Annotated in this window: 25 protein-coding genes; 18 read left to right on the top strand and 7 right to left on the bottom strand. The window is 43.1% G+C overall.

All coding sequences use genetic code 11. The features are described 5' to 3' along the window. Nucleotides 1-172 precede the first annotated feature (172 nt). From K370_RS04360 to K370_RS04350, 3 genes are all read left to right on the top strand, one after another. Complete coding sequence (locus K370_RS04360; RefSeq protein WP_047541625.1) at nucleotides 173-538, top strand: thioredoxin family protein; 366 nt, start codon at nucleotides 173-175, stop codon at nucleotides 536-538. Further along, nucleotides 531-1,229 carry a hypothetical protein gene (locus tag K370_RS04355; RefSeq protein ID WP_047539171.1) on the top strand — a complete coding sequence of 233 codons (699 nt, stop codon included), beginning with the start codon at nucleotides 531-533 and terminating at the stop codon, nucleotides 1,227-1,229. Before K370_RS04360 ends, K370_RS04355 begins: the two co-directional genes overlap by 8 nt. Nucleotides 1,230-1,299: 70 nt before the next feature. Next, complete coding sequence (locus K370_RS04350) at nucleotides 1,300-1,815, top strand: hypothetical protein (protein WP_047539168.1); 516 nt, start codon at nucleotides 1,300-1,302, stop codon at nucleotides 1,813-1,815. A 38-nt stretch (nucleotides 1,816-1,853) separates the two neighbouring features. Here the strand turns inward: K370_RS04350 and K370_RS04345 are convergent, their stop codons facing one another. Together K370_RS04345 and K370_RS04340 are read right to left on the bottom strand one after the other, a co-directional pair. Continuing rightward, on the bottom strand, nucleotides 1,854-2,207 hold the full coding sequence (locus K370_RS04345) for a hypothetical protein (RefSeq protein ID WP_152603139.1): 354 nt from the start codon (nucleotides 2,205-2,207) through the stop codon (nucleotides 1,854-1,856). A 28-nt stretch (nucleotides 2,208-2,235) separates the two neighbouring features. Further along, nucleotides 2,236-2,706, bottom strand: coding sequence for a hypothetical protein (locus tag K370_RS04340; RefSeq protein ID WP_047539165.1), 471 nt, complete (start codon nucleotides 2,704-2,706; stop codon nucleotides 2,236-2,238). Between the two features lie 196 nt (nucleotides 2,707-2,902). Here K370_RS04340 and K370_RS04335 point away from each other — a divergent pair, with 196 nt between their 5' ends. Beyond that, nucleotides 2,903-3,898, top strand: coding sequence for a trypsin-like serine protease (locus tag K370_RS04335; protein ID WP_052185174.1), 996 nt, complete (start codon nucleotides 2,903-2,905; stop codon nucleotides 3,896-3,898). Between the two features lie 60 nt (nucleotides 3,899-3,958). Here K370_RS04335 and dapD read toward each other — a convergent pair whose 3' ends face one another. The 4 genes from dapD to xseA all read right to left on the bottom strand — a co-directional run bounded on the left by dapD (nucleotide 3,959) and on the right by xseA (nucleotide 9,192). Beyond that, entirely contained in the window at nucleotides 3,959-4,786 is an 828-nt protein-coding gene (gene dapD, locus K370_RS04330) for a 2,3,4,5-tetrahydropyridine-2,6-dicarboxylate N-succinyltransferase (RefSeq protein WP_047539162.1), read from the bottom strand. A gap of 158 nt (nucleotides 4,787-4,944) precedes the next feature. Then, nucleotides 4,945-5,760 (bottom strand): M48 family metallopeptidase, encoded by an 816-nt coding sequence (locus tag K370_RS04325; protein WP_047539158.1) that lies wholly within the window; start codon nucleotides 5,758-5,760, stop codon nucleotides 4,945-4,947. Nucleotides 5,761-5,950: 190 nt separating this feature from the next. Beyond that, a complete protein-coding gene (locus K370_RS04320) occupies nucleotides 5,951-7,834 on the bottom strand; it encodes a potassium transporter Kup (RefSeq protein ID WP_047539155.1) in 1,884 nt (627 codons plus the stop codon). A gap of 116 nt (nucleotides 7,835-7,950) precedes the next feature. Further along, the gene (gene xseA, locus K370_RS04315; RefSeq protein WP_047541621.1) at nucleotides 7,951-9,192 is read right to left on the bottom strand and encodes an exodeoxyribonuclease VII large subunit; all 1,242 of its coding nucleotides are present in this window, start codon (nucleotides 9,190-9,192) and stop codon (nucleotides 7,951-7,953) included. 88 nt (nucleotides 9,193-9,280) lie between these two features. Here xseA and K370_RS04310 point away from each other — a divergent pair, with 88 nt between their 5' ends. The 8 genes from K370_RS04310 to K370_RS04275 all read left to right on the top strand — a co-directional run bounded on the left by K370_RS04310 (nucleotide 9,281) and on the right by K370_RS04275 (nucleotide 14,971). Further along, on the top strand, nucleotides 9,281-9,790 hold the full coding sequence (locus tag K370_RS04310; RefSeq protein WP_047539152.1) for a disulfide bond formation protein B: 510 nt from the start codon (nucleotides 9,281-9,283) through the stop codon (nucleotides 9,788-9,790). Between the two features lie 7 nt (nucleotides 9,791-9,797). Beyond that, nucleotides 9,798-10,034, top strand: coding sequence for a hypothetical protein (locus K370_RS04305; protein WP_047539149.1), 237 nt, complete (start codon nucleotides 9,798-9,800; stop codon nucleotides 10,032-10,034). 47 nt (nucleotides 10,035-10,081) lie between these two features. Further along, nucleotides 10,082-10,984, top strand: a complete 903-nt coding sequence (gene cysM, locus K370_RS04300; RefSeq protein ID WP_047539146.1) for a cysteine synthase CysM — start codon at nucleotides 10,082-10,084, stop codon at nucleotides 10,982-10,984. Nucleotides 10,985-11,126: 142 nt separating this feature from the next. After that, nucleotides 11,127-12,893 carry a hypothetical protein gene (locus K370_RS04295; protein WP_235272689.1) on the top strand — a complete coding sequence of 589 codons (1,767 nt, stop codon included), beginning with the start codon at nucleotides 11,127-11,129 and terminating at the stop codon, nucleotides 12,891-12,893. A 63-nt stretch (nucleotides 12,894-12,956) separates the two neighbouring features. After that, nucleotides 12,957-13,151, top strand: a complete 195-nt coding sequence (locus K370_RS04290) for a hypothetical protein (RefSeq protein WP_200883479.1) — start codon at nucleotides 12,957-12,959, stop codon at nucleotides 13,149-13,151. Nucleotides 13,152-13,203: 52 nt separating this feature from the next. Then, on the top strand, nucleotides 13,204-13,623 hold the full coding sequence (locus K370_RS04285) for a YdbL family protein (RefSeq protein WP_047539139.1): 420 nt from the start codon (nucleotides 13,204-13,206) through the stop codon (nucleotides 13,621-13,623). A 96-nt stretch (nucleotides 13,624-13,719) separates the two neighbouring features. Next, nucleotides 13,720-14,145 (top strand): DUF4124 domain-containing protein, encoded by a 426-nt coding sequence (locus K370_RS04280; RefSeq protein WP_047539136.1) that lies wholly within the window; start codon nucleotides 13,720-13,722, stop codon nucleotides 14,143-14,145. A gap of 10 nt (nucleotides 14,146-14,155) precedes the next feature. Next, entirely contained in the window at nucleotides 14,156-14,971 is an 816-nt protein-coding gene (locus tag K370_RS04275) for a 3'-5' exonuclease (RefSeq protein WP_052185173.1), read from the top strand. Between the two features lie 60 nt (nucleotides 14,972-15,031). Here the strand turns inward: K370_RS04275 and K370_RS04270 are convergent, their stop codons facing one another. Continuing rightward, entirely contained in the window at nucleotides 15,032-15,508 is a 477-nt protein-coding gene (locus tag K370_RS04270) for a cupin domain-containing protein (RefSeq protein WP_047539133.1), read from the bottom strand. 260 nt (nucleotides 15,509-15,768) lie between these two features. Between K370_RS04270 and rlmD the strand changes: the two genes are divergently transcribed. From rlmD to K370_RS04240, 6 genes are all read left to right on the top strand, one after another. Continuing rightward, nucleotides 15,769-17,136 carry a 23S rRNA (uracil(1939)-C(5))-methyltransferase RlmD gene (gene rlmD / locus K370_RS04265; RefSeq protein ID WP_047539129.1) on the top strand — a complete coding sequence of 456 codons (1,368 nt, stop codon included), beginning with the start codon at nucleotides 15,769-15,771 and terminating at the stop codon, nucleotides 17,134-17,136. Beyond that, the gene (locus tag K370_RS04260) at nucleotides 17,129-18,628 is read left to right on the top strand and encodes an ABC transporter substrate-binding protein (protein ID WP_052185172.1); all 1,500 of its coding nucleotides are present in this window, start codon (nucleotides 17,129-17,131) and stop codon (nucleotides 18,626-18,628) included. Before rlmD ends, K370_RS04260 begins: the two co-directional genes overlap by 8 nt. Before the next feature lie 5 nt (nucleotides 18,629-18,633). Further along, a complete protein-coding gene (locus K370_RS04255) occupies nucleotides 18,634-19,116 on the top strand; it encodes a L,D-transpeptidase (protein ID WP_047539126.1) in 483 nt (160 codons plus the stop codon). After that, nucleotides 19,109-20,020 (top strand): nickel ABC transporter permease, encoded by a 912-nt coding sequence (nikB, locus tag K370_RS04250; RefSeq protein WP_047539123.1) that lies wholly within the window; start codon nucleotides 19,109-19,111, stop codon nucleotides 20,018-20,020. The genes K370_RS04255 and nikB overlap by 8 nt, the downstream gene beginning before the upstream one ends. A gap of 1 nt (nucleotide 20,021) precedes the next feature. Beyond that, nucleotides 20,022-20,810: an ABC transporter permease gene (locus tag K370_RS04245; protein ID WP_047539120.1), complete on the top strand. Its 789-nt coding sequence runs from the start codon at nucleotides 20,022-20,024 to the stop codon at nucleotides 20,808-20,810. A gap of 62 nt (nucleotides 20,811-20,872) precedes the next feature. Then, nucleotides 20,873-21,565, top strand: a complete 693-nt coding sequence (locus K370_RS04240; RefSeq protein ID WP_047539117.1) for a queuosine precursor transporter — start codon at nucleotides 20,873-20,875, stop codon at nucleotides 21,563-21,565. Nucleotides 21,566-21,584 lie beyond the last annotated feature (19 nt).

The following is a 21,584-nucleotide window of genomic DNA, read 5'->3' as shown; positions in this document are numbered from 1 at the left end:
AAACTGAAAAGCAATCTGTCATTAACAATTGGTGGAACAAGTTGCTTTCAGTATTTTAAATCTATTTTAACAATCATATAAGCCATTCTAAAAAGATGCTTATATGGTTGTTTTACAGTGTTTATATTTGAATGTGCGATTTTTAATGCGCGTAATAAATAAAGGAAACGTGATGTCTGTCATTGAGCTTACTTCTGCTAATTTTAAGCAAGTAGTTGAAGAAAATGCATTCGTAATTGTAGATTTTTGGGCGGAATGGTGTGAACCGTGTATGCGGTTTTTGGATGTTTATAAAACGGTCGCGCAGCAAACACCAGATATTGTTTTTGGCAAACTGAATACGGATGACTATCCTGATATAGCGGCGTATTTTGAGGTGAAGCAAGTGCCTTGTATTTTCGCCATTCGCGATCAAGTGATTATCGATGGACAAGTGGGTGAAGTGACACAGAAAAAATTTGTTGAAATGATTCAAACGTGGCGCGCCTTTGATAATAGTGCAATTAATCAACATTTTGCTCAAAAAGTTAATGTTTAAATTTACCATGCGTTACTTTATTGTATTGTTTTTTTCCTTACTTTTAACGCCAACAATACAGGCTGAATCGTTAAAGGATATTCATAAAACTACAAAACAATCCAAGACTGTAGAAGCTGCATCTCAGGCAATGGCTGAACATAGCAATGTACTACGCCAGTTGATGTTAAGACTTTATCAGGCAAACCCAAATGAGCTTAAAAAGAGTACGCAAGTGAGTGCGGAAGAAATGGTGCAATGGACATTTGAAGGTCCATTTGGCTGGAAATTTGATGGCGTCAGACATTTACAGGAATTAGACGCTCTTAGTCTTGCCGTTGATGCGGATTTTCCAGGCGATCGCGTACTTGCTTTAATCACGGGTTTGCACACCTCTTTGACTAGGGCTTATGGCGGTAAAAATGAATATGATTTTTCAGGTGAAATTGATCCGCAGTACTTATACAACACGGCACGTAATATAGAAATTGCCCGTATCAAAATAACTGAACTGAATCAGACACAATTAGATAAATTTAAGCAAACACTTTCTTTACTGGACGGTGAAAAGCCAGTGGATTTAACACAACAATTGAACGAATTAATCAGACGTGTAGACGCGGATGCTAATCGATTTGCTGGACAGAAACAGCAAACAATTCAGCTTTTGGATAGACGTTCAGCAGACTCAATATCATGGCAAGTGCAGTAATCGTAAATGAGTAAAGCAAGATAGCTTAATGTCTAGCGTAACTTAGGACTGTTTTCAGCTTGGGGATAATATGAAAAATAGGCAGTTTATTCTAATTGTATTCATCACAGTTTTATCTGCGTGCGACCAACAGCAAGCCGAAAAGCCCAGCGAGCAAACGATTGTCCATGCTGAAGAAAAAACCGAGTTGAATTATGAGTTGGATGCACTGCGTTTAATGCCTTTTTTGGCAGTGCATGACGACGCGATTGCTGCTGCGTGGCTGGCATTGCAGGATAATAGTGACCAAACTGATTACCAGCCATCAGCCGCCAATATAGCCCAGTATGAAGTGCGCATTCAGTTGTTGGCCAAGCAGCTGGGCGAAGAAAGGCGCATTATCGCCAATCGCACAGTACAGACGCGTGATTTACTGGCGCAAAGCCAAATGCACGAAACGTTGATTCACTTGCTGGATGGTATGACAGAAGTTGCGAAAGCAGGTGTTGAGGGTGATTACGGTAGCTATTGCCAGTGGTATGTGAATCTACGGCAAAGCCAGCTTAGCCACCAGGATGCGATTGATAAGATGAAAGAGTTAAAGTGAACAGTAAATAAATTGACCAAACAATGAGTTAATTACTGTTAGTAATCAAAATTCTGTTGCCAGTAGTCGGTCACGGTTTTAACACTGTAGATAATCCAGTGCTGCTTTTCACCCCTGCGCGTGACAGAACAACCTAATTCGCGCATGTTGTCATCTGGTGCTAAAACGTGTTTAGTATGATCTGCGGTTTGTACATCCATAAACCAACGATCTAGCCATACTTCCAAGGTTTGATTGGAGGTATTTTTGATGGAAATCATCTTGCTCTCGTCTGATGAACAGTCTGCATGATTCGACTCTACAAACGCCACGCCATTTGTTTCTGCTGCATTTATGTTTACGGCAAACATAAGACCAAGAGATGAAATGGTAATTAATTTTAAAAGTTGCATAAAATAAGTTAAGTTATCTGGTATTAGATTATTGATTTCTAGTTAACGGACCGAAGCAGTTATAGAGCAATGCCGTTTCGTCTTCACACATAATCATGTGTTCGCCTGTTAAATCGTACCGAATGTAATGAAGCCCTTGGTGACCGACTTCTGACTGTTCGCCTTCACAGTCCTTTTGGTCATTGGTACTCACTATCTGGTGTTTTAATTCGTAAAAAGCGTACCGCGTATGTTTTGCAGAAATTGTATATGTGCTATCAACTACCTGGTCGCCACTTGTCCCGCGCATCGTGCCATCGGGCTGAAATATGTAAGCATCTTCGCAAGTAGAATTCAGTGCTTTATAAGTCCAACTGCCAATAATCGAAAACTCTGGGTAATTTGATGATTGTCTGTATTCAAAACTCTCTAACGAAGGAGAGCCTTTCTGAGGGCTGATTGCAAACGCAAGTGGCGTCAATATAAAACAGAAAATGGCCATTCCGAATTTGTTCATCATATCCCTTTTAAAATTTGGTTAGCCGTTATTAAAAATCGGCAACTTAATATAAATGACGTTGATGTGCTCACACATGAGATTTTTTGAAACTTAAGGGCAGATTAATTCCTAAATTTTGGAGCCAAGACGGTATTTTGAAAGTATTCAACTAATATGCATAAACCCATTAATCAATAAACAAATCAATAAGGGATCAATGAAAATACGCATATTACTTTTTGCAGTATGTTTTCAGTTGTTTTCTATACAGGCTTTTGCATTGATTCACGGGGAAGAGACGTCGTCGAAGATTGTATCCACAGTGAGCTTACAAATTAATCACCATCATTGGCTGCGGTCAGTGAATTCATGGGATGAGTATCAAAGCCAATGCAGTGGTGTAATCGTCGGCAAGGCGCCGTTAACCGTTTTAACTGCAGCACATTGCTTAAGAGAAGCCAAAATCGAGCATGATACGCAATTGCCGGATTTGAGTATTACGAATCAGGCAGAACTGGGCATTGAATATGCAAAGTTAGTAAAAGCATTTTATAAATCATTTGATGAAGTAGAAAAAAATCTAGCGCTGGATGTCGCTGTATTGATGTTTGATGCAGGATTAACAGACCAGGTTACATTTATGCCGGTCCACACAGGTAAAGTTCCTAAGCAAGTATTGTTGTGTGGCTATGGCACGGGTTATCAGGAAGTTGAATCGAAGCATCCCAGATGCAGTGAAAAAAACGTGTTAAGTAATTTAAAGGATTTTTATCAAATCATGCCGCGTGAGTATGAAGAGTCTGATGAAATGTTGCACATGAAAGCACGCGCGCAGTTCGAGTATAAACAGGATATTGTTAAATCGCTTGATACTTTAGTGGCGGTGAATCGTTTAGATGAAACTGGGCACTATTCGACAGATGAACCCATGCCGACAAGTGGCGATTCTGGTGGGCCGTGGATAATTGAAAATAGCAAGGGTGCATATCAATTGGTTGCAGTGACCAGTTTGGTGGAGCGTTTTTATAACAAAACCCGTTTCTGGTCTTTTTTTAAAAAAGATGAGCCTTTATCTGACTATCCTTACGTAGCTTATGGCATAAAACTTGGGCATCGAGAGGTGTTGAATTTTTTACAGAATGCGATCAAACAAGGTGCTGATATACAGTTTTCAGACAAAAGCATGAGCTTTTTTGGTCTGGGTAATCAATGAAACGCAACTTTGCGTTGCGTTTCATTATATTGAATCTTAGAAACTTAAGTAAGTCGCTAATTAAATGCCACGTAATAGTTCGTTAATGCCAACTTTACCTAAAGTTTTCGCATCTACTTTTTTAACAATCACTGCGCAATACAAGCTGTAGCTACCATCTTTTGAAGGCAAGTTACCTGAAACCACAACAGAACCCGCTGGTACGCGACCATAGAATACTTCACCTGTTTCGCGATCGTAAATCTTAGTGCTTTGGCCAATATATACACCCATTGAGATGACGCAGTTGTCTTCTACGATTACGCCTTCAACTACTTCACTGCGTGCGCCTATAAAGCAGTTGTCGCCGATGATAGTTGGGCCCGCTTGTACTGGCTCTAATACGCCACCAATGCCTACGCCACCAGATAGATGCACGTTTTTACCGATTTGCGCGCATGAACCGACAGTTGCCCATGTGTCGACCATTGTGCCTTCACCTACATAAGCGCCGATGTTGACGTATGACGGCATTAACACTGCATTTTTACCAATAAATGAGCCACGACGCACAATCGCATTTGGTACGACACGGAAGCCGCCTGCTTTGAAATCTGCTTCAGAGTAATCGGCAAATTTTGGCGGTACTTTATCAAAGTATTTGGTCACGCCGTCATCCAGCAACTTGTTGTCTTCTAATCTAAAAGATAACAATACGGCCTTTTTCAGCCATTGATGCGTTTCCCAAGTTTGTGTATCGCCAATACGACTAGCCACGCGTAAAACACCTGCATCTAAATCTTTTAATACAGATTCAACCTGCGTTTTAAGTTCTGGCGTTGCATTGCTAGGGTTAATGTTTGCGCGGTCTTCAAACGCGGCTTCGATAATACTTTGACGTGGATCCATATTGTTCTCAGATGTAATTAATTAAGCAAAGGCGTTATTTTAACCTATATCAACATTTAGCCAAAAATAAAGCATTTAAAAATGTGGCGTGGAATCTTACGCCTAAAAATAAAGCGCGTTGTGATAAGCAACGCGCTCGCTGTGAAACTATACGCCCATTATTTTTTTGCTTTTGCTGCCTCATACAGCGGCTTTACTTTTGGCGTCAATGCTTTTAATTCAGCAATCCGATTCTCACTGGCCGGGTGAGTGCTAAAAAACTCAGGCGGCGCACTTTTACTTTGCGCGCTCATTTTTTGCCACAAAGTTACGGCGGCGTCTGGGTTAAAGCCTGCGCGGGCTGCTAACTCTAAGCCCATTCTATCGGCTTCACGTTCTTGTTCTCGGCCATTTGGTAAGGCAAAAAACAATTGCGAACCTGTGCCTGCCGCTTGTACGGCAAGGCTACCTGCTGTGCCTGTTGCAAAAGCCGCTAATGCTTGCAAGCCAAATTGTTGCACATAGGCTTGCGACATACGTTCACGCCCGTGTTCGCGCAATGCGTGTGCAATCTCATGGCCAATGACGGCGGCAAGCTCATCATCTGTGGCATGGAGTTTCTCAACCAAGCCAGATAAAACCATGATTTTTCCACCGGGCATGCAGTATGCGTTCAACTCATCATTCTGTTCAACGTTGACTTCCCATTTCCAGTTAACGGCATCAGGGCGAAACACGCCAACTTGCGCAATGAGTCGATTTGATATGCCGCGAACACGCGTTAACATAGCTGGGTTGGCGTTAAGCGTTTTTTTCGATTGGGCTTCTTTAAGCGTTTCTGAATAAGCTTGCGCAGACATAGTATCTACGGTGTTAGAAGGCAGCAGCATAAACTGCGAGCGACTAACGCCAGAAACGCTGTCTTTGGTTGTGGTCGCGCATCCGGCAAGTTGCATGGAAATTGCGGTGAGTACAATGGCAGTTAGTTTTTTCATCGGAGTTTCTTTCTAATCAAAATTATGAACAAATAATTAAGCAGTCAGATCAAGCTATTAACGCATCAGCGATGGCAATGGTTGAGTTAACGGATATTTTTAACCCAAAAACTAACATTTACAACAGTTAATTTTAAAGCTTGAATGATCAACCCCAATTTTTATATCCAAACTGGGTTTAAAACAAGTTTTAAATTTTAACCTGAGAGCCTAACTCAACAACGCGATTAGGCGGTAATTTAAACTGGTTGGTAATGGTTTCAGCGGTGCGGAATAAACCGATAAAGATTTTCTTGCGCCAAATCGCCATGCCGGTTTTTTCGGAAGGAATGAGAATTTCTTTGCCAATAAAAAAGGATGTTTCCATCGGCTCAACCGCGATGCCTCTGCTGGCACATAAGGCTAAATCACGTGGTAAATCCGGCTCGTCTTTAAAGCCATAACGCACGGTTACACGATAAAATTCGTGCAACATGGCCTCAACCGTAACGCGCTCTTCTGTATTGGTGTGCGGTACATCTAAAAACTTAACGGTTAGAATCATCACTTTTTCATGCAACACTTTATTGTGTTTTAAATTGTGCAACATGGCATGCGGCACGCCGTCTGGGTTGGGTGTCATAAATACTGCCATGCCCGGAACACGTTGTGGCGGATGCGCACCGACAGCTTCAATAAACGGTTCAATCGCCATGGATTCAGATTTTAAGCGTTCATAAACCAAAGTGCGGCCATTTTTCCATGTGAGCATTAATGTAAAAATAACTGCACCGATAATCAAAGGCACCCAGCCACCATCGGCCACTTTTAATACGTTTGCGCCAAAAAATGCTAAATCAATGGTTAGGAATAACGCGATCAGCAAGCCTGTTTTTAATTTGCTCCAGCGCCATACTTCGGTAAAGACAATTGATGCCAATAAAGTCGTGATGACCATATCGCCGGTTACGGCGATACCGTATGCGGCGGCTAAATCACCAGAACTGCCAAAGAAAAGTACCAAGGCCATGATGCCGACCATTAAACCCCAATTGACGCGCGGCATATACACTTGACCTTGTTCGCTTTCTGAGGTGTGTTGAATATGCATGCGTGGTAGGTAGCCCAATTGTAGCGCTTGGCGTGAGACGGAAAATGCGCCCGTAATGACCGCTTGTGAAGCAATAACCGTCGCCAGCGTCGCCAACAAAATCAGTGGGATGATGGCCCATTCCGGCGCTAATAAGTAAAAAGGATTTTTAATCGATGCTGCGTTGTGCAGTATAAGAGCGCCCTGTCCAAAATAATTCAGTAGCAAAGCGGGTAACACGAATCCAAACCAAGCTAAACGGATAGGGTAACGGCCAAAATGCCCCATATCTGCATATAATGCTTCTGCACCTGTTACCGCCAGCACGACCGCACCCAGTGCGACAAAGGCCACCCACGGTTCACTGGTAAAGAACCTGATCGCATAGATGGGATTAAGTGCGTTTAATATCGTCGGATCGTGCAAAATATTGATAATACCCAACAAACCCAAGGTGCCAAACCACAGTAACATCACCGGGCCAAAAAAAGCACCCACAATCGCTGTGCCTTTGCTTTGCGCCCAAAATAGCAAAAACAGCACGATTAAGGTAATCGGCACAATCAGTGTGTGCAAACTGGGGGCGGCAATTTCCAGGCCTTCTACCGCAGATAATACCGAAATAGCCGGTGTAATCATGCCATCGGCATAAAACATACACGCGCCTAAAATACCTAACAACATAATATAACGTTGCTTTCTACTATTCCCTTTGGCGTTTCTAATAGCCAGCGCCAGCAAAGCCATGATGCCGCCTTCGCCACGGTTATCGGCGCGCATAATAAACGCGACGTATTTAAGCGAAACGATTAAAATTAATGCCCATGTGATGAGCGACAAAATGCCGTAAACATTCAATGAGTTAAGCGGCAGTAGATGATGACCAGTGGAAAAAATTTCTTTCATGGTATACAAGGGGCTGGTGCCGATATCGCCGAATACGACGCCTAGAGCAGCTAGCGCCATGGTTGGTAGAGTTGCTTTACGAGGGGTTTGATTATCCATGTTAATGCGTACTTTTACGATTGCGTATTATCAACCAATTGATTGGACAAACCAATAGAAATTAACAAAAACGCACGCTTATTAGCCCTAATGGGTTTTTAATACCAAATTAAATATTAAGTACTTTTTTTAACGCTAATCACTTGTGCTTTAGCACTGCCTTTGTAAAAAGTAATATTCAGTCGTGATTCTGGCGTGATTTGCTGCGCATCAATAATCAGCTCCGCTGACTTAGGATTCAGCAAATCATTCTGGCTCACTTCACTATGTACGATTGCATAGCCTCTGGCCAATACAGCGTTGGGATTTAACTGCTCGATACTGCTGGATAATCGTAATAAACGATGCTGATTAGTTTGCATGTTTTGCTGAAACGCCAGATTTAATCGATGCTGTAATTGCTTGATTTGTGTCGCACGGTTTTCTATTTGCTGCGCCGGTGAAATCAGTCTGCGTGCCAAGAAGTCCAGTTTTTGCGCGGTTTGATTGAGCAAAAAATTAATTTGCTTATTCAGCCGGTTTTGTAAGTTAACGATTTGATTTTTAAGTACTCTAATATCTGCACAAGCCAGCTCTGCCGCCGCAGTCGGTGTTGCTGCACGCATGTCCGCCACAAAGTCGCAGATGGTGAAGTCCGTTTCATGACCAACGCCGCTAATAGTTGGGATGGGGCAGTCGTCGATTGCGCGGGCGACCACTTCTTCGTTAAATTGCCATAAGTCTTCCATACTGCCGCCGCCACGGCAAATAATCAGCGTATCCACTTCTGCGCGCTTACTTGCCGCGTGAATGGCTTTGGCAATCAGCTGTGCCGCACTTTTACCTTGTACTGGTGTGGGGTAAATAATCACTTTAATATTGGGGTTGCGGCGTTTAAGCGTGGTTAAAACATCGCGCAAAGCGGCGGCATCGGGCGAAGTAACTATGCCGATGGTGAGTGGGTTTGTGGGAATCGCTTGCTTGTAGGCAGCATCAAATAAGCCTTCGTGTGCGAGTTTGGCTTTGAGTTTTTCGAACGCTTCAAACAGCGCGCCTAAACCGGCTTTTTGCACGAATTCAACCGTTAACTGAAAGTCGCCGCGCGCTTCATACAAAGTCACTGTTGCGCGCGCCTCGATTTTATCGCCTTCACGCGGTGTAAAATCCACATAGCTATTGCGGCCTTTAAACATCACGCATTTGACTTGTGCGCCTTGGTCTTTCAATGAAAAATACCAATGGCCTGAAGCCGCGCGAACGAAGTTAGACACTTCTCCTGACACCCAAAACAAAGGAAAAGATTGCTCTAATACTTCGCGCGCTAAACGATTCAGTTCGCTAACTGTCATTACATGGGTGTTCATTACATTGTCTGGCATTATTTGCTTGTCGGGGTGTGTTGTAGGTTCAGTCATGCGGCTTTATCAATTACAATTGTTTATTAAGTGAATTATAGGTTAACTCAATATGATACAAAAAATATTTAACACCTTTTTAAAAGTCAAAAATGGCTATTTACTGGGCTTCGTTTTGTGTTTTGGCATCGTTGCGCTCGCATTGGTGATTCAAACTACCTACAAGCTGGAACCTTGCCCATTGTGTATTTCACAACGCATGGTGTTTATGGGCTTAGGCGTACTTTTTTTAATCGCTGCATTTATTCCACCAGCTAATATCTTTAAAAAAATATTCGCGGCTTTACAAGTGTTAACCGCACTGGGTGGGGCAGGCGTGGCGATTCGCCATTGGTATCTGCAAGCCAATCGTGAAAGCATGGTTGCCGATTGCGGCGTGGGATTCGACTATATGTTTGAGAATTTCCCACTGCAAAAAGCTTTTAAATTATTGTTCCGTGGCACAGGCGATTGCGCGGCGATTGATTGGACTTTTCTGGGCTTAACTTTGCCACAACTAGGTTTAATATCATTTCTTGGCTTTGCGGCTTACGCCATTTATTTAGTCAGCAGAAAAGCGTAAAAATACGATGTTAAACCATTGGAAAACTGGCTTGAAGTGCGGGTTAATTGCCTTTGCATTATTTTTAGCTGGATTATTTATCTATGGCCAGTTTAATAACTTTACTTTCTGGCATGCCTTTGCCCATGCCGGCACCCAATCAGGCATCGCCTATATGATTTACTATGGCGTTTTTGCAGGCCCAGTGATTTTTCTATTGGTGGCATTTGCAGGAATGTATTTTAAAAAATTGAATAATCGTTAACTTAAAAGATTGAATGATTTAAAACTCAATAAAAAGACCTCAATAATATGAATATCAATAGCCTCAATAATACGCTGGATAACTTTGTCGGCAACACGCCACTGGTTAAATTACAGCGTATGAACCCAAACCCCAGCAATACAATTTTACTGAAGCTGGAAGGTAATAATCCTGCGGGCTCAGTTAAAGACAGGCCCGCGTACAACATGATTACACGCGCAGAAGCCAGAGGTGATATTAAGCCGGGCGATACCTTGATTGAGGCAACCAGTGGTAATACCGGTATTGCGTTAGCGATGGTTGCCGCCATGCGTGGTTATAAAATGATACTGGTGATGCCCGACAATCAAACGATTGAGCGCCGCCAAAGCATGAAAGCCTATGGTGCAGAGCTGGTATTAACGCCCAAAGATGGCAGCATGGAGCTGGCGCGCGATGTGGCCATGAAAATGCAGTTGGAAGGCGAAGGCATTGTGCTGGATCAATTTGGTAATCAAGATAATCCGCTGGCGCATTATGAAAGCACTGGTCCGGAAATCTGGCGTGATACCGCGGGGAAAATCACGCATTTTGTCTCCAGCATGGGCACCACTGGCACGATTATGGGCGTTTCACGTTACCTAAAGGAGCAAAATCCCAACATTCAAATCATCGGTGTGCAGCCAGAAGAGGGCGCGCAAATTCCGGGTATTCGCAAATGGCCAGCGGAGTATATGCCGACTATTTTTGATGCAAAACGCGTAGATGAGCTGCGTTACGTTAACCAGAAAAATGCTGAAAATATGACACGCAAGCTGGCAAGCGAAGAAGGTATCTTCGCTGGGATATCCAGCGGCGGCGGGCTTTATACCGCGTTGCAAATTTCAAAAGAAGTGACAAATGCAGTGATTGTTTCGATTGTGTGTGATAGAGGAGATCGCTATCTCTCAACAGGTGTTTTCCCCGCCTAAAAACGCATACTTCGTCATGATGCTGCGTTGCAAAGCAAAAAGTGCGTCCTTACATATTAATTCATATGCTGCGTCCGATTTTTTACTTTCCGCTTTGCCTCATTTAAAAGTCTGCGTTTTTCGATTAATTAAGCTATTTTTTTTGATTGCTTTTTTCAGCATGCCAGCGCATGCGATTTCTAGTATTCAAATCACTGTAGAAGCAGTTGATGCACCTATTGGGCAACTTAAAAACGCTCAATTCCAGGTTGACTTAAAAGGCGCACAAGCTGCGCTGATTTTAAATGCCGACCTTAAACCCACCAATGAAAAAGAATTTGACCATTTCGACTTGAAATGCGGTCAATTTTTGACTGAGAAAATTGGCCAGGCGCAGTGCTTAAACGGTCGGTTCTTATCCAAACAAATTAATGCGCCTTTTTCAGTTGATTTTGTTAGTTACCCGTCAGATTTTTCACTGAGTATCGCATTTAATGGCGCCAATTTTAGCGATGCGTCTGGTTTGCACGCAGGTGAAAACTTAACTGGCCAGATTAAAATGGCGGCTAAAAAAAGTAATTTAAGTCAAACTTGGTTGTGGAATGGCTTAATTAGCTGGAATGCGGGTGAGTTGTTCTGGCAGCCGTTTTACTTTGGTAAAGCGGGTAATACGTTTGAAATCAACGGCACGTTTAAGCAAGATGTTCTGAATATTCAAAATGCCAGTTTGCTGGTGAATGAAGTGGGAGAAATGAGTGCGACCGCCACAATTAATACCAAGACAAAAGTGGTGGAAGATGTGCGAGTAAGTGCAAAAGATGTGGATTTTACAGGATTGTACGCAGTTTTTTTAAAGCCGATGGCGCAAAAGACGGCTTTTGGCAATATGGATGTTTCAGGCAAAGCAGATTGGCAGTTTGAGATTAAAAATCTAGCGCCGACCAGTTTTGAATTGAATCTGCGCGATGCCAATATTGAAGATAAAAATGGCAAATTTGCTTTCAGCCATATCAATGCACATATTCCTTGGGATTACGATGAGCCCAAAAATCTGCAATTGGCGTACAAAAGTGGACATTTGCTCAGATTGCCTTTGCGCGAAACCAAGTTAAGCGCAGAAATCAACCGATTTTCACTCACAGCGCCGCAGTTAAATCTGCCTGTTCTAGATGGTGCGCTGAATTTATATGATGTGTCTGCCGTGCGATTGGCAGACAGTTGGGCCTGGCATCTACGCATGGATTTAATTCCCATTACCTTGAGTGAGTTCAGCAAAGCGCTGGGTTGGCCCGTGATGAAAGGGCAGATTTCTGGCCAGGTGCCATTGGTGACGTATGCCTATAAGCAACTGAGCATGGATGGTGCGATGACCTTTAACGCATTTAACGGCACGATTAGCATGAATAATCTGAAAATAGATGATCCGCTGGGCGTAGTGCCGCGCTTGCATGCGGATTTGCAGATGCGTAATCTGGATATGGGTGATTTAACTCGCACCTTTAGTTTTGGCGCGATTGAAGGCAAGCTGGATGGCGATGTGAAAGATATGTTACTGGAAAACTGGAAGCCAGTGCATCTGGATGCGTCGATTCAAACCAGTGAAGGCAAGCAGTTAAAAAAAATATCGCAACGTGCGGTAGAAAATATTACCGCTTTGGGCGGTGAAGGCACGGCGGCGGCTTTACAGCGGACTTTTTTGCGATTTTTTAAAGAATTTAATTACGATAAAATAGGCTTAAGCTGTAAATTAAGGCAAGATGTTTGCGAAATGGGCGGTGTGGAGTCAACGCCAACAGGGTACGTTATCGTTAAAGGGAAAGGTATTCCGTCGGTTAATGTTAACGGCTACACGCAAAAAGTCAGTTTGCAAGATTTGCTTGGTAGAATTAAACGTATTACGGATAGCAATAGCAAAATGATTGTTGATTAAAGCTACTTGGTTAATGACAAAAATCTCGAATTAATTAGGATTAAAACAATGAAAAAAACAGGCATGACTAATATGTTAACTTCTGGCACGTTAACTATCGCGGCATTAATCGTATTAATACCCGCTTGCGTCACCATTAATATTTACTTTCCTGCCGCTGCCGCAGAAAAAGCCGCAGACAAGATTATTGATGACGTATGGCAACTTAAACCAGGTGAAGAAACACCTGCTAAACCTGTTGATGCGCCTGCTAGTTAATCGATATAACGCCAGAATACAAACAAAAGCTCTTAAATCTTAAGGAAGCACCATGAAAAAACTCATCACTACATTTAGCTTGATACTCATCACATTATTCAGTAGCAGTTGGGTAAATGCAGCGGCTGATTTAGATGTGAATACGCCCGCTATTTCTGCCATCAAAAACAGCATGCAAGCGCGGCACGCACAATTAAACCCACATTACAACAGTGGCGCGGTAGGCTTAACTGCCGATGGCTTGATTGCCGTGCGCGATGCGACAGCAGTGCCATTGAAAGATCGAGGTGGAATTAATAGTTTGGTTGCGGCTGAAAATAGTGACCGTAATGCGCTCTACAAAGAAATTGCTGCAGGTAATGGCCACCCGGAATGGGCGGGTGAAATACGCAGTACTTTTGCAAACCGCTGGGTCGATAAAGCGCAAAGCGGCTGGTATTACCAAAGCGCAGGTACTTGGGTAAAAAAATAACCTTAGCTAAATAGTTGTACAAAATTTAATATCTATAAAATACAAGATAACTGGATTTTAGTCATAGTCTTTTAACCATAATGTAAGGTATAGAAAATGCATATTAAACAGTTTTTATTGTTAGCTTTAGGCTTGATTTACGTTGTTGTTAGCCAAGCAGAAACATATGAATGGATAGACGATAAAGGTGTCAAAAACTATGGCGACTCAGTTCCTTCAAAGTATAAACATAAAGCAATTCCAGTTGAGATTAAGGAAAATGTCATTTCCCCGCCAGCTGTGCCAAAAATTAGCGATAGCAATAATAGCCAAGCTGATAATCCTGAGCAGGTTAAGCCTGTTGTATTAGAGGTTCCTGCACCAAAAAATTTGACGGAAGAGAGTTGTGAAGTGCAAATGCAACAATATAAAGAAAGCCAAGATTGCTTTGCGCAATACAGAAATGTCCGCGGTGGTATCAATGAAGAGGGTGTAAAAAGATGTACAGCAATTCAGCAGCCTGCTTGCAACACTGGCAGATAAAGAGTTTGACATGACCCCAACCCTCGTTTTTGATATCGAAACGATTCCAGATACCGCTGGCTTGCGCGCTTTGCTGGAATTGCCTGCAGACGTTTCAGATGAAGATGTCGCCAATATTGCTTTGCATCAGCGGCGCCAGCATAACGGTAGCGAGTTTTTGCCTTTGCATCAGCATAAAATATGTGCGATTTCTTGCGCCTTGCGGGAAGGCAATCATTTTAAGGTATGGACACTTGGCGATGCTGATTCTACGGAAGCTGAAATCATCCAGCGTTTTTTTGACGGCGTTGAAAAATATATGCCGCAAATTATCTCCTGGAACGGTAGCGGTTTTGATTTGCCCGTATTGCATTATCGCGCCATGATCAACAACGTGGTCGCGCCGCGCTATTGGGATTTGGGCGATGACAACAAAGATTTCAAATGGAATAACTATATTAGTCGCTATCACATGCGGCATCTGGATTTAATGGATTTGCTGGCTTTATACAATGCACGTGCCAATGCGCCCTTGGATGATCTGGCTAAATTATGCGGCTTCCCGGGTAAGCTGGGGATGGATGGCAGTAAAGTGTGGGATGCATTTAAGGCTGGAAAAATCGAAGAGATTCGCAATTATTGCGAAACCGATGTGGCCAATACACATTTGGTCTATTTGCGCTTTCAACTGATGCGCGGGCATTTAAGTAAGTCTGAATACGAGGCGGAAATAAAAATAGTGCGCGAAACCTTAAACGGTTATAGCGCACCTCATTGGAGTGAGTTTTTAGCGGCGTGGGTTGAAATCACAAAAGATTACTATTTAACCAAAACCAATTCAGCTTGATTAAATAGTAATGACTAACAATCTCTCAGTCTATTGCAGATAGCAGAAGCGTAATAGATTTCACTTACGTGGGTCATCTTTGGGATTGGTATACGTAATGCCCCAAGGACCAGTAGCAATAAGCTCGACAATCGTTTCTTCATCCGTCGTCCAGACATAATGAGTGTGACCAGTAGGCAATACAAAACTAGAGCCAGCGTTTAATATTTCGCCTTTACTTTTGTCAAACTTTTCACCCATGCCATTTCCCAGCTGTCCCTTAAGGACGGTAATTACTTCCGTATATGGATGAGTATGTGGTGGAATTGGATAATTTGCAGGAAATTTCAGCCATGCAATAAATACACCTGCCTTGCTTGGGTCACCTAACAAAATAGCGCTTTTAGCGCCTTTTGGCAGTATTGCCTCGTCTTTCCATTCAACTGTTGCTGGCGTGAATGATTTCATCTCGACCGCACTCATACGCTCAATCTTATCTTGTGCTAATGCATAACCAGAAAAAGCAAATATTATTGCGCTTAATAATAAAGATTTCATAAAGTTTATTCTCCCTTTTAATCGTGTTAAATAATAAATATATACTGAACGGTATATCTGTGGTGATTATGACTTAGTGTTTAGATTAAAACGTTAACTCTCGTCATTAATCCGTGCTAAAGATTTGAGTGAATAATTCGTACGTAAATTAATTAGCTTAACTAATATTCATAACTAATTGGTTTGATGATATCGGCTGAAAGGCAGCTTAAATGTAAATGCAGTTTCCTCTGGTGCTAGCGTTACGGTAAAATTGCCTTATGAGAAGAAACCGTCAAAAAGCCTTTAGAAACCCTGCAGAAAATCCTATTTTACCAGCCATTATTGAGTCACTTGATCAAGAAGGGCGCGGTGTTGCGCATGTGGATGGTAAAACTGTTTTTATTGATGGTGCGCTGTCGAATGAGCGTGTAACTTACCAATCACAGCATATCAAGCCCAGCTACGAAGTGGCAAATACCATTTCTGTTAGCAAACAAAGTAATCAGCGTGTGATACCAAAATGCCCACATTTCGGTTTATGCGGCGGCTGCAAATTGCAGCATTTGGATATTAACGCCCAAGTGGCGGCGAAACAGCGGCTGCTGGAAAATGATTTGTGGCATATTGGCAAGGTAAAACCTGAAAATATGCTGCCGCCTTTATACGGCCCAACTTGGGGTTATCGGCATAAAGCGCGCTTAAGCGTTAAATATGTAGAAAAAAAACAGCGCGTGCTAGTGGGTTTTAACGAAAAAGCCACACGTTATGTGGCAGATATGAATTCGTGTGAGGTGTTGGTGCCAGAAGTGTCGGCGCTGATCGCACCTTTACAGCAGATGATTGTGCAGTTGAGTATTCGCGATAAATTGCCGCAAATTGAATTGGCCGTCGGTGAAAATAAAGTGATAGTGCTGATTTTTCGCATCATGGATGCGTTAAGTCTTGATGATGAAGCGACATTTAAAGCCTTTGCTGACAAACACCATGTGCAAGTGTGGACGCAAACCAAAGGCCCTGACACGATTAAACCGTTTTGGCCGCTGAATACTGAGCAGTCAGCAATTCCCCAATTGCAATACAGCTTGCCGGAATTTGATTTAACTTATCCGTTTAAGCCGAATGAGTTTACGCAAGTGAATCCGCAAATTAACCAAGTGATGATTCGGCGTGCCATGCAGTTATTAAAACCGCAGACGCACGAAAAAATTGCCGATTTCTTTTGTGGCATAGGCAACTTTACATTGCCTATTGCACGCAGTGGTGCGTCTGTATTAGGATTAGAAGGTTTGGCGAATCTGGTTGAACGCGCCAATGAAAGCGCAGCACTTAACCAGATTCAAAACGCAACATTTGGTGTGGCCGATTTGTTTAAAATGACACCTGAAGCGTTAACTGGTTTGGGCCGCTTTGATAAATGGCTGGTTGACCCGCCACGCGATGGCGCATTTGAACTGATTAAGTCACTGGGCGCCAGCAATAGCCCGCAAACCATTGTGTATGTTTCGTGTAACCCTGCCACTTTGGCACGCGATGCCGGCGTGCTGGTGAATGAAAAGGGTTATACGCTTAAAGCGGCCGGCGTTATCAATATGTTTTCGCACACGGCACATGTGGAATCGATTGCGCTGTTTGAGTTGAATGCTTAAATCCATTAAAAGCAGTCGTTTTAAAATCAGTGTTTTCATCACACTTTTAGCGCTGTTTTTAGCGGCTTGTCAAAAGCCTGCGCCATATGCGGAAATCAATTTTGCAATGGCGCAAGCGCCGCTTAACCTCGACCCGCGTTATGCAACCGATGCCGCATCTGCACGGGTGAATCGTTTGATTTACCAAAGCCTAGTGGATTTTGATGCAAACGCCAAACCAATACCCAGTTTAGCTACTTGGGTGCAGGTTAACCCAACCCAATATCGCTTTGTCTTAAATCATCAGCGCGCAAAATTTCATCATAAAAAGAGACTAACTGCGCAGGATGTAAAAGTCACTTACGATTCTTTGGTGCGGTTAAAAGATTCAGCGCAAGCGGCAGAGTTTGCGAATATTCAAAGCATACAAGTGTTGGATGACGAAACGATTTTATTTGAATTGAATCAGCCAGATAGGAATTTTCCGGCCAAGCTGATTATCGGCATTCTGCCGCAAGACTTAATTATAAAAAAGCATGATTTTTCGCATCACCCAATTGGTAATGGCGCGCTAAAATTTGTGTCATGGCAAAACAAACTCACTTTAAGTCGCGTAAACGATAATCAGAAAATCAGCCTTGTTGAAGTAAAAGATCCAACGGTACGCGTGCTAAAGCTGCTACGCGGTGAAGTGGATTTATTGCAGGGCGATTTACCACCAGAACTGGTGAAATATCTGCAAACCAAACCAGAGGTAGAAGTTAATACGGTTAAAGGCGCAAATTTTTCCTATATGGGTTTAAATATGCAAGATCCGCTTTTGGAAAATATAAAAGTCCGTCAAGCCATTGCGCATGCGATTGATTCCAATGCGATTATCCAGCAAGTGATGGTTCCCAATACGCGTATTGCTGGGGTGATTTTGCCGCCAGAACATTACACCAATGCATTAAGTCCAACAATGCAGCCTTATGCTTATAATCCTGTATTGTCTAAGCAGTTATTAACTGAAGCGGGTATTCAATTGCCGTTAAAACTGGTGTACAAAACCTCAACCGATGCGCAGCGTGTGCGCTTTGCCACCATTATGCAAGCGCAAATGCAGCCTGCTGGCATTCAATTGGAAATCAAAAGTTTGGATTGGGGTACATTTTTTGAGGATGTTAAGCAGGGCAACTTTCAATTATTCGGCCTTACTTGGGTGGGCATTAAAACGCCAGAAATTTATGTAAAAGCGCTGGGTTCGCAAAGTTTTCCACCAAACGGTTTTAATCGCGGACATTATACCGATGCAGAATTAGATGCCTTACTCGCAAATGAGAACTGGCCTGCTGCAACGCAGCGTATCTATCAACAATTGCCTTATATTCCCTTATGGTACGAAGGCCAGTTTGCAGCGACGCGTAAAGACATTAAAAATTATGCACCTAAGCCTGACGGTAATTGGGATGACTTAATCACGATTACCAGACAATCATTGCAAACTCAGCAACAAAAAGCTCAGTTACAATAAACAATATGCGCATAGAAATATCTATTCAAAAACAAAGCTTAACGCTGTTCGATAATTTTGGCGGTGTAAAAGCCAAATACAGTATATCGACTGCGGCCAATGGTGTTGGCAATGAGAAAAATAGCGGCTGCACACCGTTAGGCAATCATATTGTCCGCGCGAAAATCGGTGTAAATGCCGCACCAAATACTGTATTTGTCGGGCGTAGGCCAACGGGCGAAATATGCACGCCAGAGTTAATGGCAGAGTTTCCAAGTCGCGATTGGATTTTGACACGCATTTTGTGGTTAAGTGGGTTAGATATTGGCTTTAATCGCCTTGGTAATGTCGATACCATGCAGCGCTATATCTACATTCATGGCTCACCGGATAGTACTGAAATGGGCAAGATTGGCTCGCACGGTTGCGTGCGCATGCACAATAGCGATATCGTTGAACTGTTTGATTTAGTGTCGGCGGGCACTACTGTTTTGATTCACAATGATTAAGCATTTTGTTGACTTTGTCACCGTCGTTTTCGGTGTACTTCTGCTCACTTTTCTGTTGATTCATCTTGTCCCAGGCGACCCTGTGGAAGTGATGTTGGGCGAATCCGCCAGCGTGACAGATAGAACCGCTTTGCGTACAGACTTGGGCTTAGATCAGCCGCTTGCACAACAATTTGGCAGTTATTTAACCAAGCTGTCGCAAGGCGATTTAGGATATTCAATTCATACCAAAACGCCGATTATCGAACTAATTAAAACACGCTATCCCGCGACACTTAAGCTTGCGGTTTTATCACTTTTTATCGGGTTAGCTATTGGCATTCCCCTAGGCGTATTTGCCGCTCTAAAAGCTAATCATTGGCAAGATTTTGTCGTCACTATTGTTTCTGTGCGTTTATCTGCCATGCCGGTTTTCTGGTTGGGACCTTTATTAATGCTGCTATTTGCGGTTTGGCTAGGCTGGTTTCCAGTCAGCGGTATGGATGACAGCACGTCTATTGTTCTGCCGGCGCTGACTTTGGGTTTGGGTTTAAGCGCGATTTTAACGCGCATGACTCGCACCAGCTTGCTGGAAGTTTTGAATGACGATTTTATTCGTACCGCGCGTGCAAAGGGTTTAAACGAAAATACCGTGATTATCCGCCACGCATTGCGTGCAGCTTTGTTACCGATTATCACCATTGTGGGCTTACAAATGGGCAGTTTATTAGCCGGTACTGTCATCACCGAAACTATTTTCAGTTGGGACGGCATAGGGCGTTTGCTGGTAGAAAGTATTGAAAAGCGCGACTATCCAGTGACGCAAGCCTGCGTGCTAGTTGTGGCGTTAAGCTATGTTGCGGTGAATTTATTTACCGATGTTTTATACCGATTGGCCGACCCAAGAGTGAAGTTTGGGGCGTAGCATGAAAACTTTCGCCATCAGCATTTTGTTATTTTGGGTGATTGCCGTACTGGCTGGCTATGCTTTCGGGTTGCAAGGTAATCACATTGAGTTAGATGCGATATTGTCAGGCCCAAGCCGGCAGCATTTACTTGGTGCAGACGATTTGGGGCGCGATATTCTGGCGCGTATCTTAACTGGGGTACAAGTCTCATTTTTTGTGGCAATCATCGTTACTGTGATTACCATGGCGATTGGCGTTGCTATTGGCTTGATTGCAGGATTTTACGGCGGAAAAGTGGACCGTGTTTTGATGAAAATCACCGATATTTTTTTAGCTTTCCCCGGTATTTTATTGGCCATCGCATTCGCAGCCGTGTTGGGGGCGGGTTTGAGTAACTTAATACTGGCTTTGTGCATTACAGGGTGGGTGAGTTACGCCAGATTGACGCGCGGACAAGCACTGAGTTTGCGCAATCGCCAACATGTGCTTGCGGCAGAATCACTGGGCGCAACCGTGCCGCGTTTGTTACTGAAACATATTTTGCCATTGTTAAGTTCGATATTAGTTGTGGAAGCGACTTATAGTATTGCCAGTGTGATGATTGCAGAAGCAAGTTTGTCGTTTTTAGGTTTGGGTATACAGGCGCCGAATGCTTCGTGGGGCGCAATGCTGCGCGACGGCGTGCGTTATATGTTGGTGGCGCCGCATTATGTGCTGGTGGTAGGTTTGAGCCTGATGAGCCTGATTTTGGCGATTAATCTGGGCGGGGATTACCTGCGTGACAAGCTGGATGTTCGCGTAGAGTAGTGCTGTTTATAGAATAGCGGTAATTGCTTTATTTGTAAGGGCTTAGTTTATAAAGGCTTAATATGCGGAAGCAATACAAATATTACGATTTTATGATGGCTGCTTTCGTGTGTGTGCTGGTCTGTTCCAACTTGATTGGGCCAGCCAAAGTCACACAGATTGATGCGCCATTGCTTGGCACACTCACTTTTGGCGCAGGCGTTTTATTTTTCCCGATTTCGTTTATCTTTGGCGATATTCTGACAGAAGTCTATGGATATTCTGCTTCGCGTCGCGTTATTTGGGCAGGTTTCGCAGGTTTGGCTTTCGCAAGCTTGATGGCTTGGATGATTGTTGCTCTGCCGCCCGCGCCATTCTGGGACAATCAGCATGAATATGAAGTGGCTTTTGGCAGCACTTGGCGTATTTCTTTGGCAGGATTAATTGCGTTTGCAGTGGGTGAATTTGTGAATAGCTTTATAATGGCAAAGATGAAGCTAGTTTCTGCGGGTAAACATCTGTGGCAGCGCACAATTACCAGCACAATTTTTGGCGAAACCATTGATACGGTGATGTTTGTACCGCTGGCATTTTGGAATACGGGTATTATCCCTAACGATAAGATTCCATTGGTGATTGGTGCACAGATAGTTGCTAAAATCGGTGTGGAAGTGGCTTTTACACCTGCTGTTTATAAAATTGTGGCATTTTTAAAGCGCGCCGAAAATGAAGATTACTACGATAAAAACACCAACTTTAACCCTTTTAAACTTTAAGCATTTTAACCATTAACTA

This window comes from Methylotenera versatilis 7, assembly GCF_000799165.1.
In the GTDB taxonomy this organism is placed as follows: Bacteria; Pseudomonadota; Gammaproteobacteria; order Burkholderiales; family Methylophilaceae; genus Methylotenera_A; species Methylotenera_A versatilis_A.
Note: the sequence above shows the minus strand (reverse complement) of the source record. Positions and strands in the feature narration are given on the sequence as shown.

Bases quoted from the DNA above. Each gene is read 5' to 3' on its own strand.
- K370_RS04350 (WP_047539168.1), top strand. From the start codon at position 1,300: ATGAAAAATAGGCAGTTTATTCTAATTGTATTCATCACAGTTTTATCT.
- K370_RS04305 (WP_047539149.1), top strand. From the start codon at position 9,798: ATGTTAAACCATTGGAAAACTGGCTTGAAGTGCGGGTTAATTGCCTTT.
- K370_RS04355 (WP_047539171.1), top strand. From the start codon at position 531: ATGTTTAAATTTACCATGCGTTACTTTATTGTATTGTTTTTTTCCTTA.
- K370_RS04260 (WP_052185172.1), top strand. From the start codon at position 17,129: ATGCTTAAATCCATTAAAAGCAGTCGTTTTAAAATCAGTGTTTTCATC.
- K370_RS04325 (WP_047539158.1), bottom strand. From the start codon at position 5,760: ATGAAAAAACTAACTGCCATTGTACTCACCGCAATTTCCATGCAACTT.
- K370_RS04345 (WP_152603139.1), bottom strand. From the start codon at position 2,207: ATGCAACTTTTAAAATTAATTACCATTTCATCTCTTGGTCTTATGTTT.
- nikB (WP_047539123.1), top strand. From the start codon at position 19,109: ATGATTAAGCATTTTGTTGACTTTGTCACCGTCGTTTTCGGTGTACTT.
- K370_RS04340 (WP_047539165.1), bottom strand. From the start codon at position 2,706: ATGATGAACAAATTCGGAATGGCCATTTTCTGTTTTATATTGACGCCA.
- xseA (WP_047541621.1), bottom strand. From the start codon at position 9,192: ATGCCAGACAATGTAATGAACACCCATGTAATGACAGTTAGCGAACTG.
- K370_RS04360 (WP_047541625.1), top strand. From the start codon at position 173: ATGTCTGTCATTGAGCTTACTTCTGCTAATTTTAAGCAAGTAGTTGAA.
- K370_RS04245 (WP_047539120.1), top strand. From the start codon at position 20,022: ATGAAAACTTTCGCCATCAGCATTTTGTTATTTTGGGTGATTGCCGTA.
- K370_RS04240 (WP_047539117.1), top strand. From the start codon at position 20,873: ATGCGGAAGCAATACAAATATTACGATTTTATGATGGCTGCTTTCGTG.
- K370_RS04290 (WP_200883479.1), top strand. From the start codon at position 12,957: ATGACTAATATGTTAACTTCTGGCACGTTAACTATCGCGGCATTAATC.
- K370_RS04280 (WP_047539136.1), top strand. From the start codon at position 13,720: ATGCATATTAAACAGTTTTTATTGTTAGCTTTAGGCTTGATTTACGTT.
- K370_RS04335 (WP_052185174.1), top strand. From the start codon at position 2,903: ATGAAAATACGCATATTACTTTTTGCAGTATGTTTTCAGTTGTTTTCT.
- rlmD (WP_047539129.1), top strand. From the start codon at position 15,769: ATGAGAAGAAACCGTCAAAAAGCCTTTAGAAACCCTGCAGAAAATCCT.
- K370_RS04275 (WP_052185173.1), top strand. From the start codon at position 14,156: ATGACCCCAACCCTCGTTTTTGATATCGAAACGATTCCAGATACCGCT.
- K370_RS04270 (WP_047539133.1), bottom strand. From the start codon at position 15,508: ATGAAATCTTTATTATTAAGCGCAATAATATTTGCTTTTTCTGGTTAT.
- K370_RS04320 (WP_047539155.1), bottom strand. From the start codon at position 7,834: ATGGATAATCAAACCCCTCGTAAAGCAACTCTACCAACCATGGCGCTA.
- K370_RS04310 (WP_047539152.1), top strand. From the start codon at position 9,281: ATGATACAAAAAATATTTAACACCTTTTTAAAAGTCAAAAATGGCTAT.
- K370_RS04255 (WP_047539126.1), top strand. From the start codon at position 18,634: ATGCGCATAGAAATATCTATTCAAAAACAAAGCTTAACGCTGTTCGAT.
- dapD (WP_047539162.1), bottom strand. From the start codon at position 4,786: ATGGATCCACGTCAAAGTATTATCGAAGCCGCGTTTGAAGACCGCGCA.
- K370_RS04285 (WP_047539139.1), top strand. From the start codon at position 13,204: ATGAAAAAACTCATCACTACATTTAGCTTGATACTCATCACATTATTC.
- cysM (WP_047539146.1), top strand. From the start codon at position 10,082: ATGAATATCAATAGCCTCAATAATACGCTGGATAACTTTGTCGGCAAC.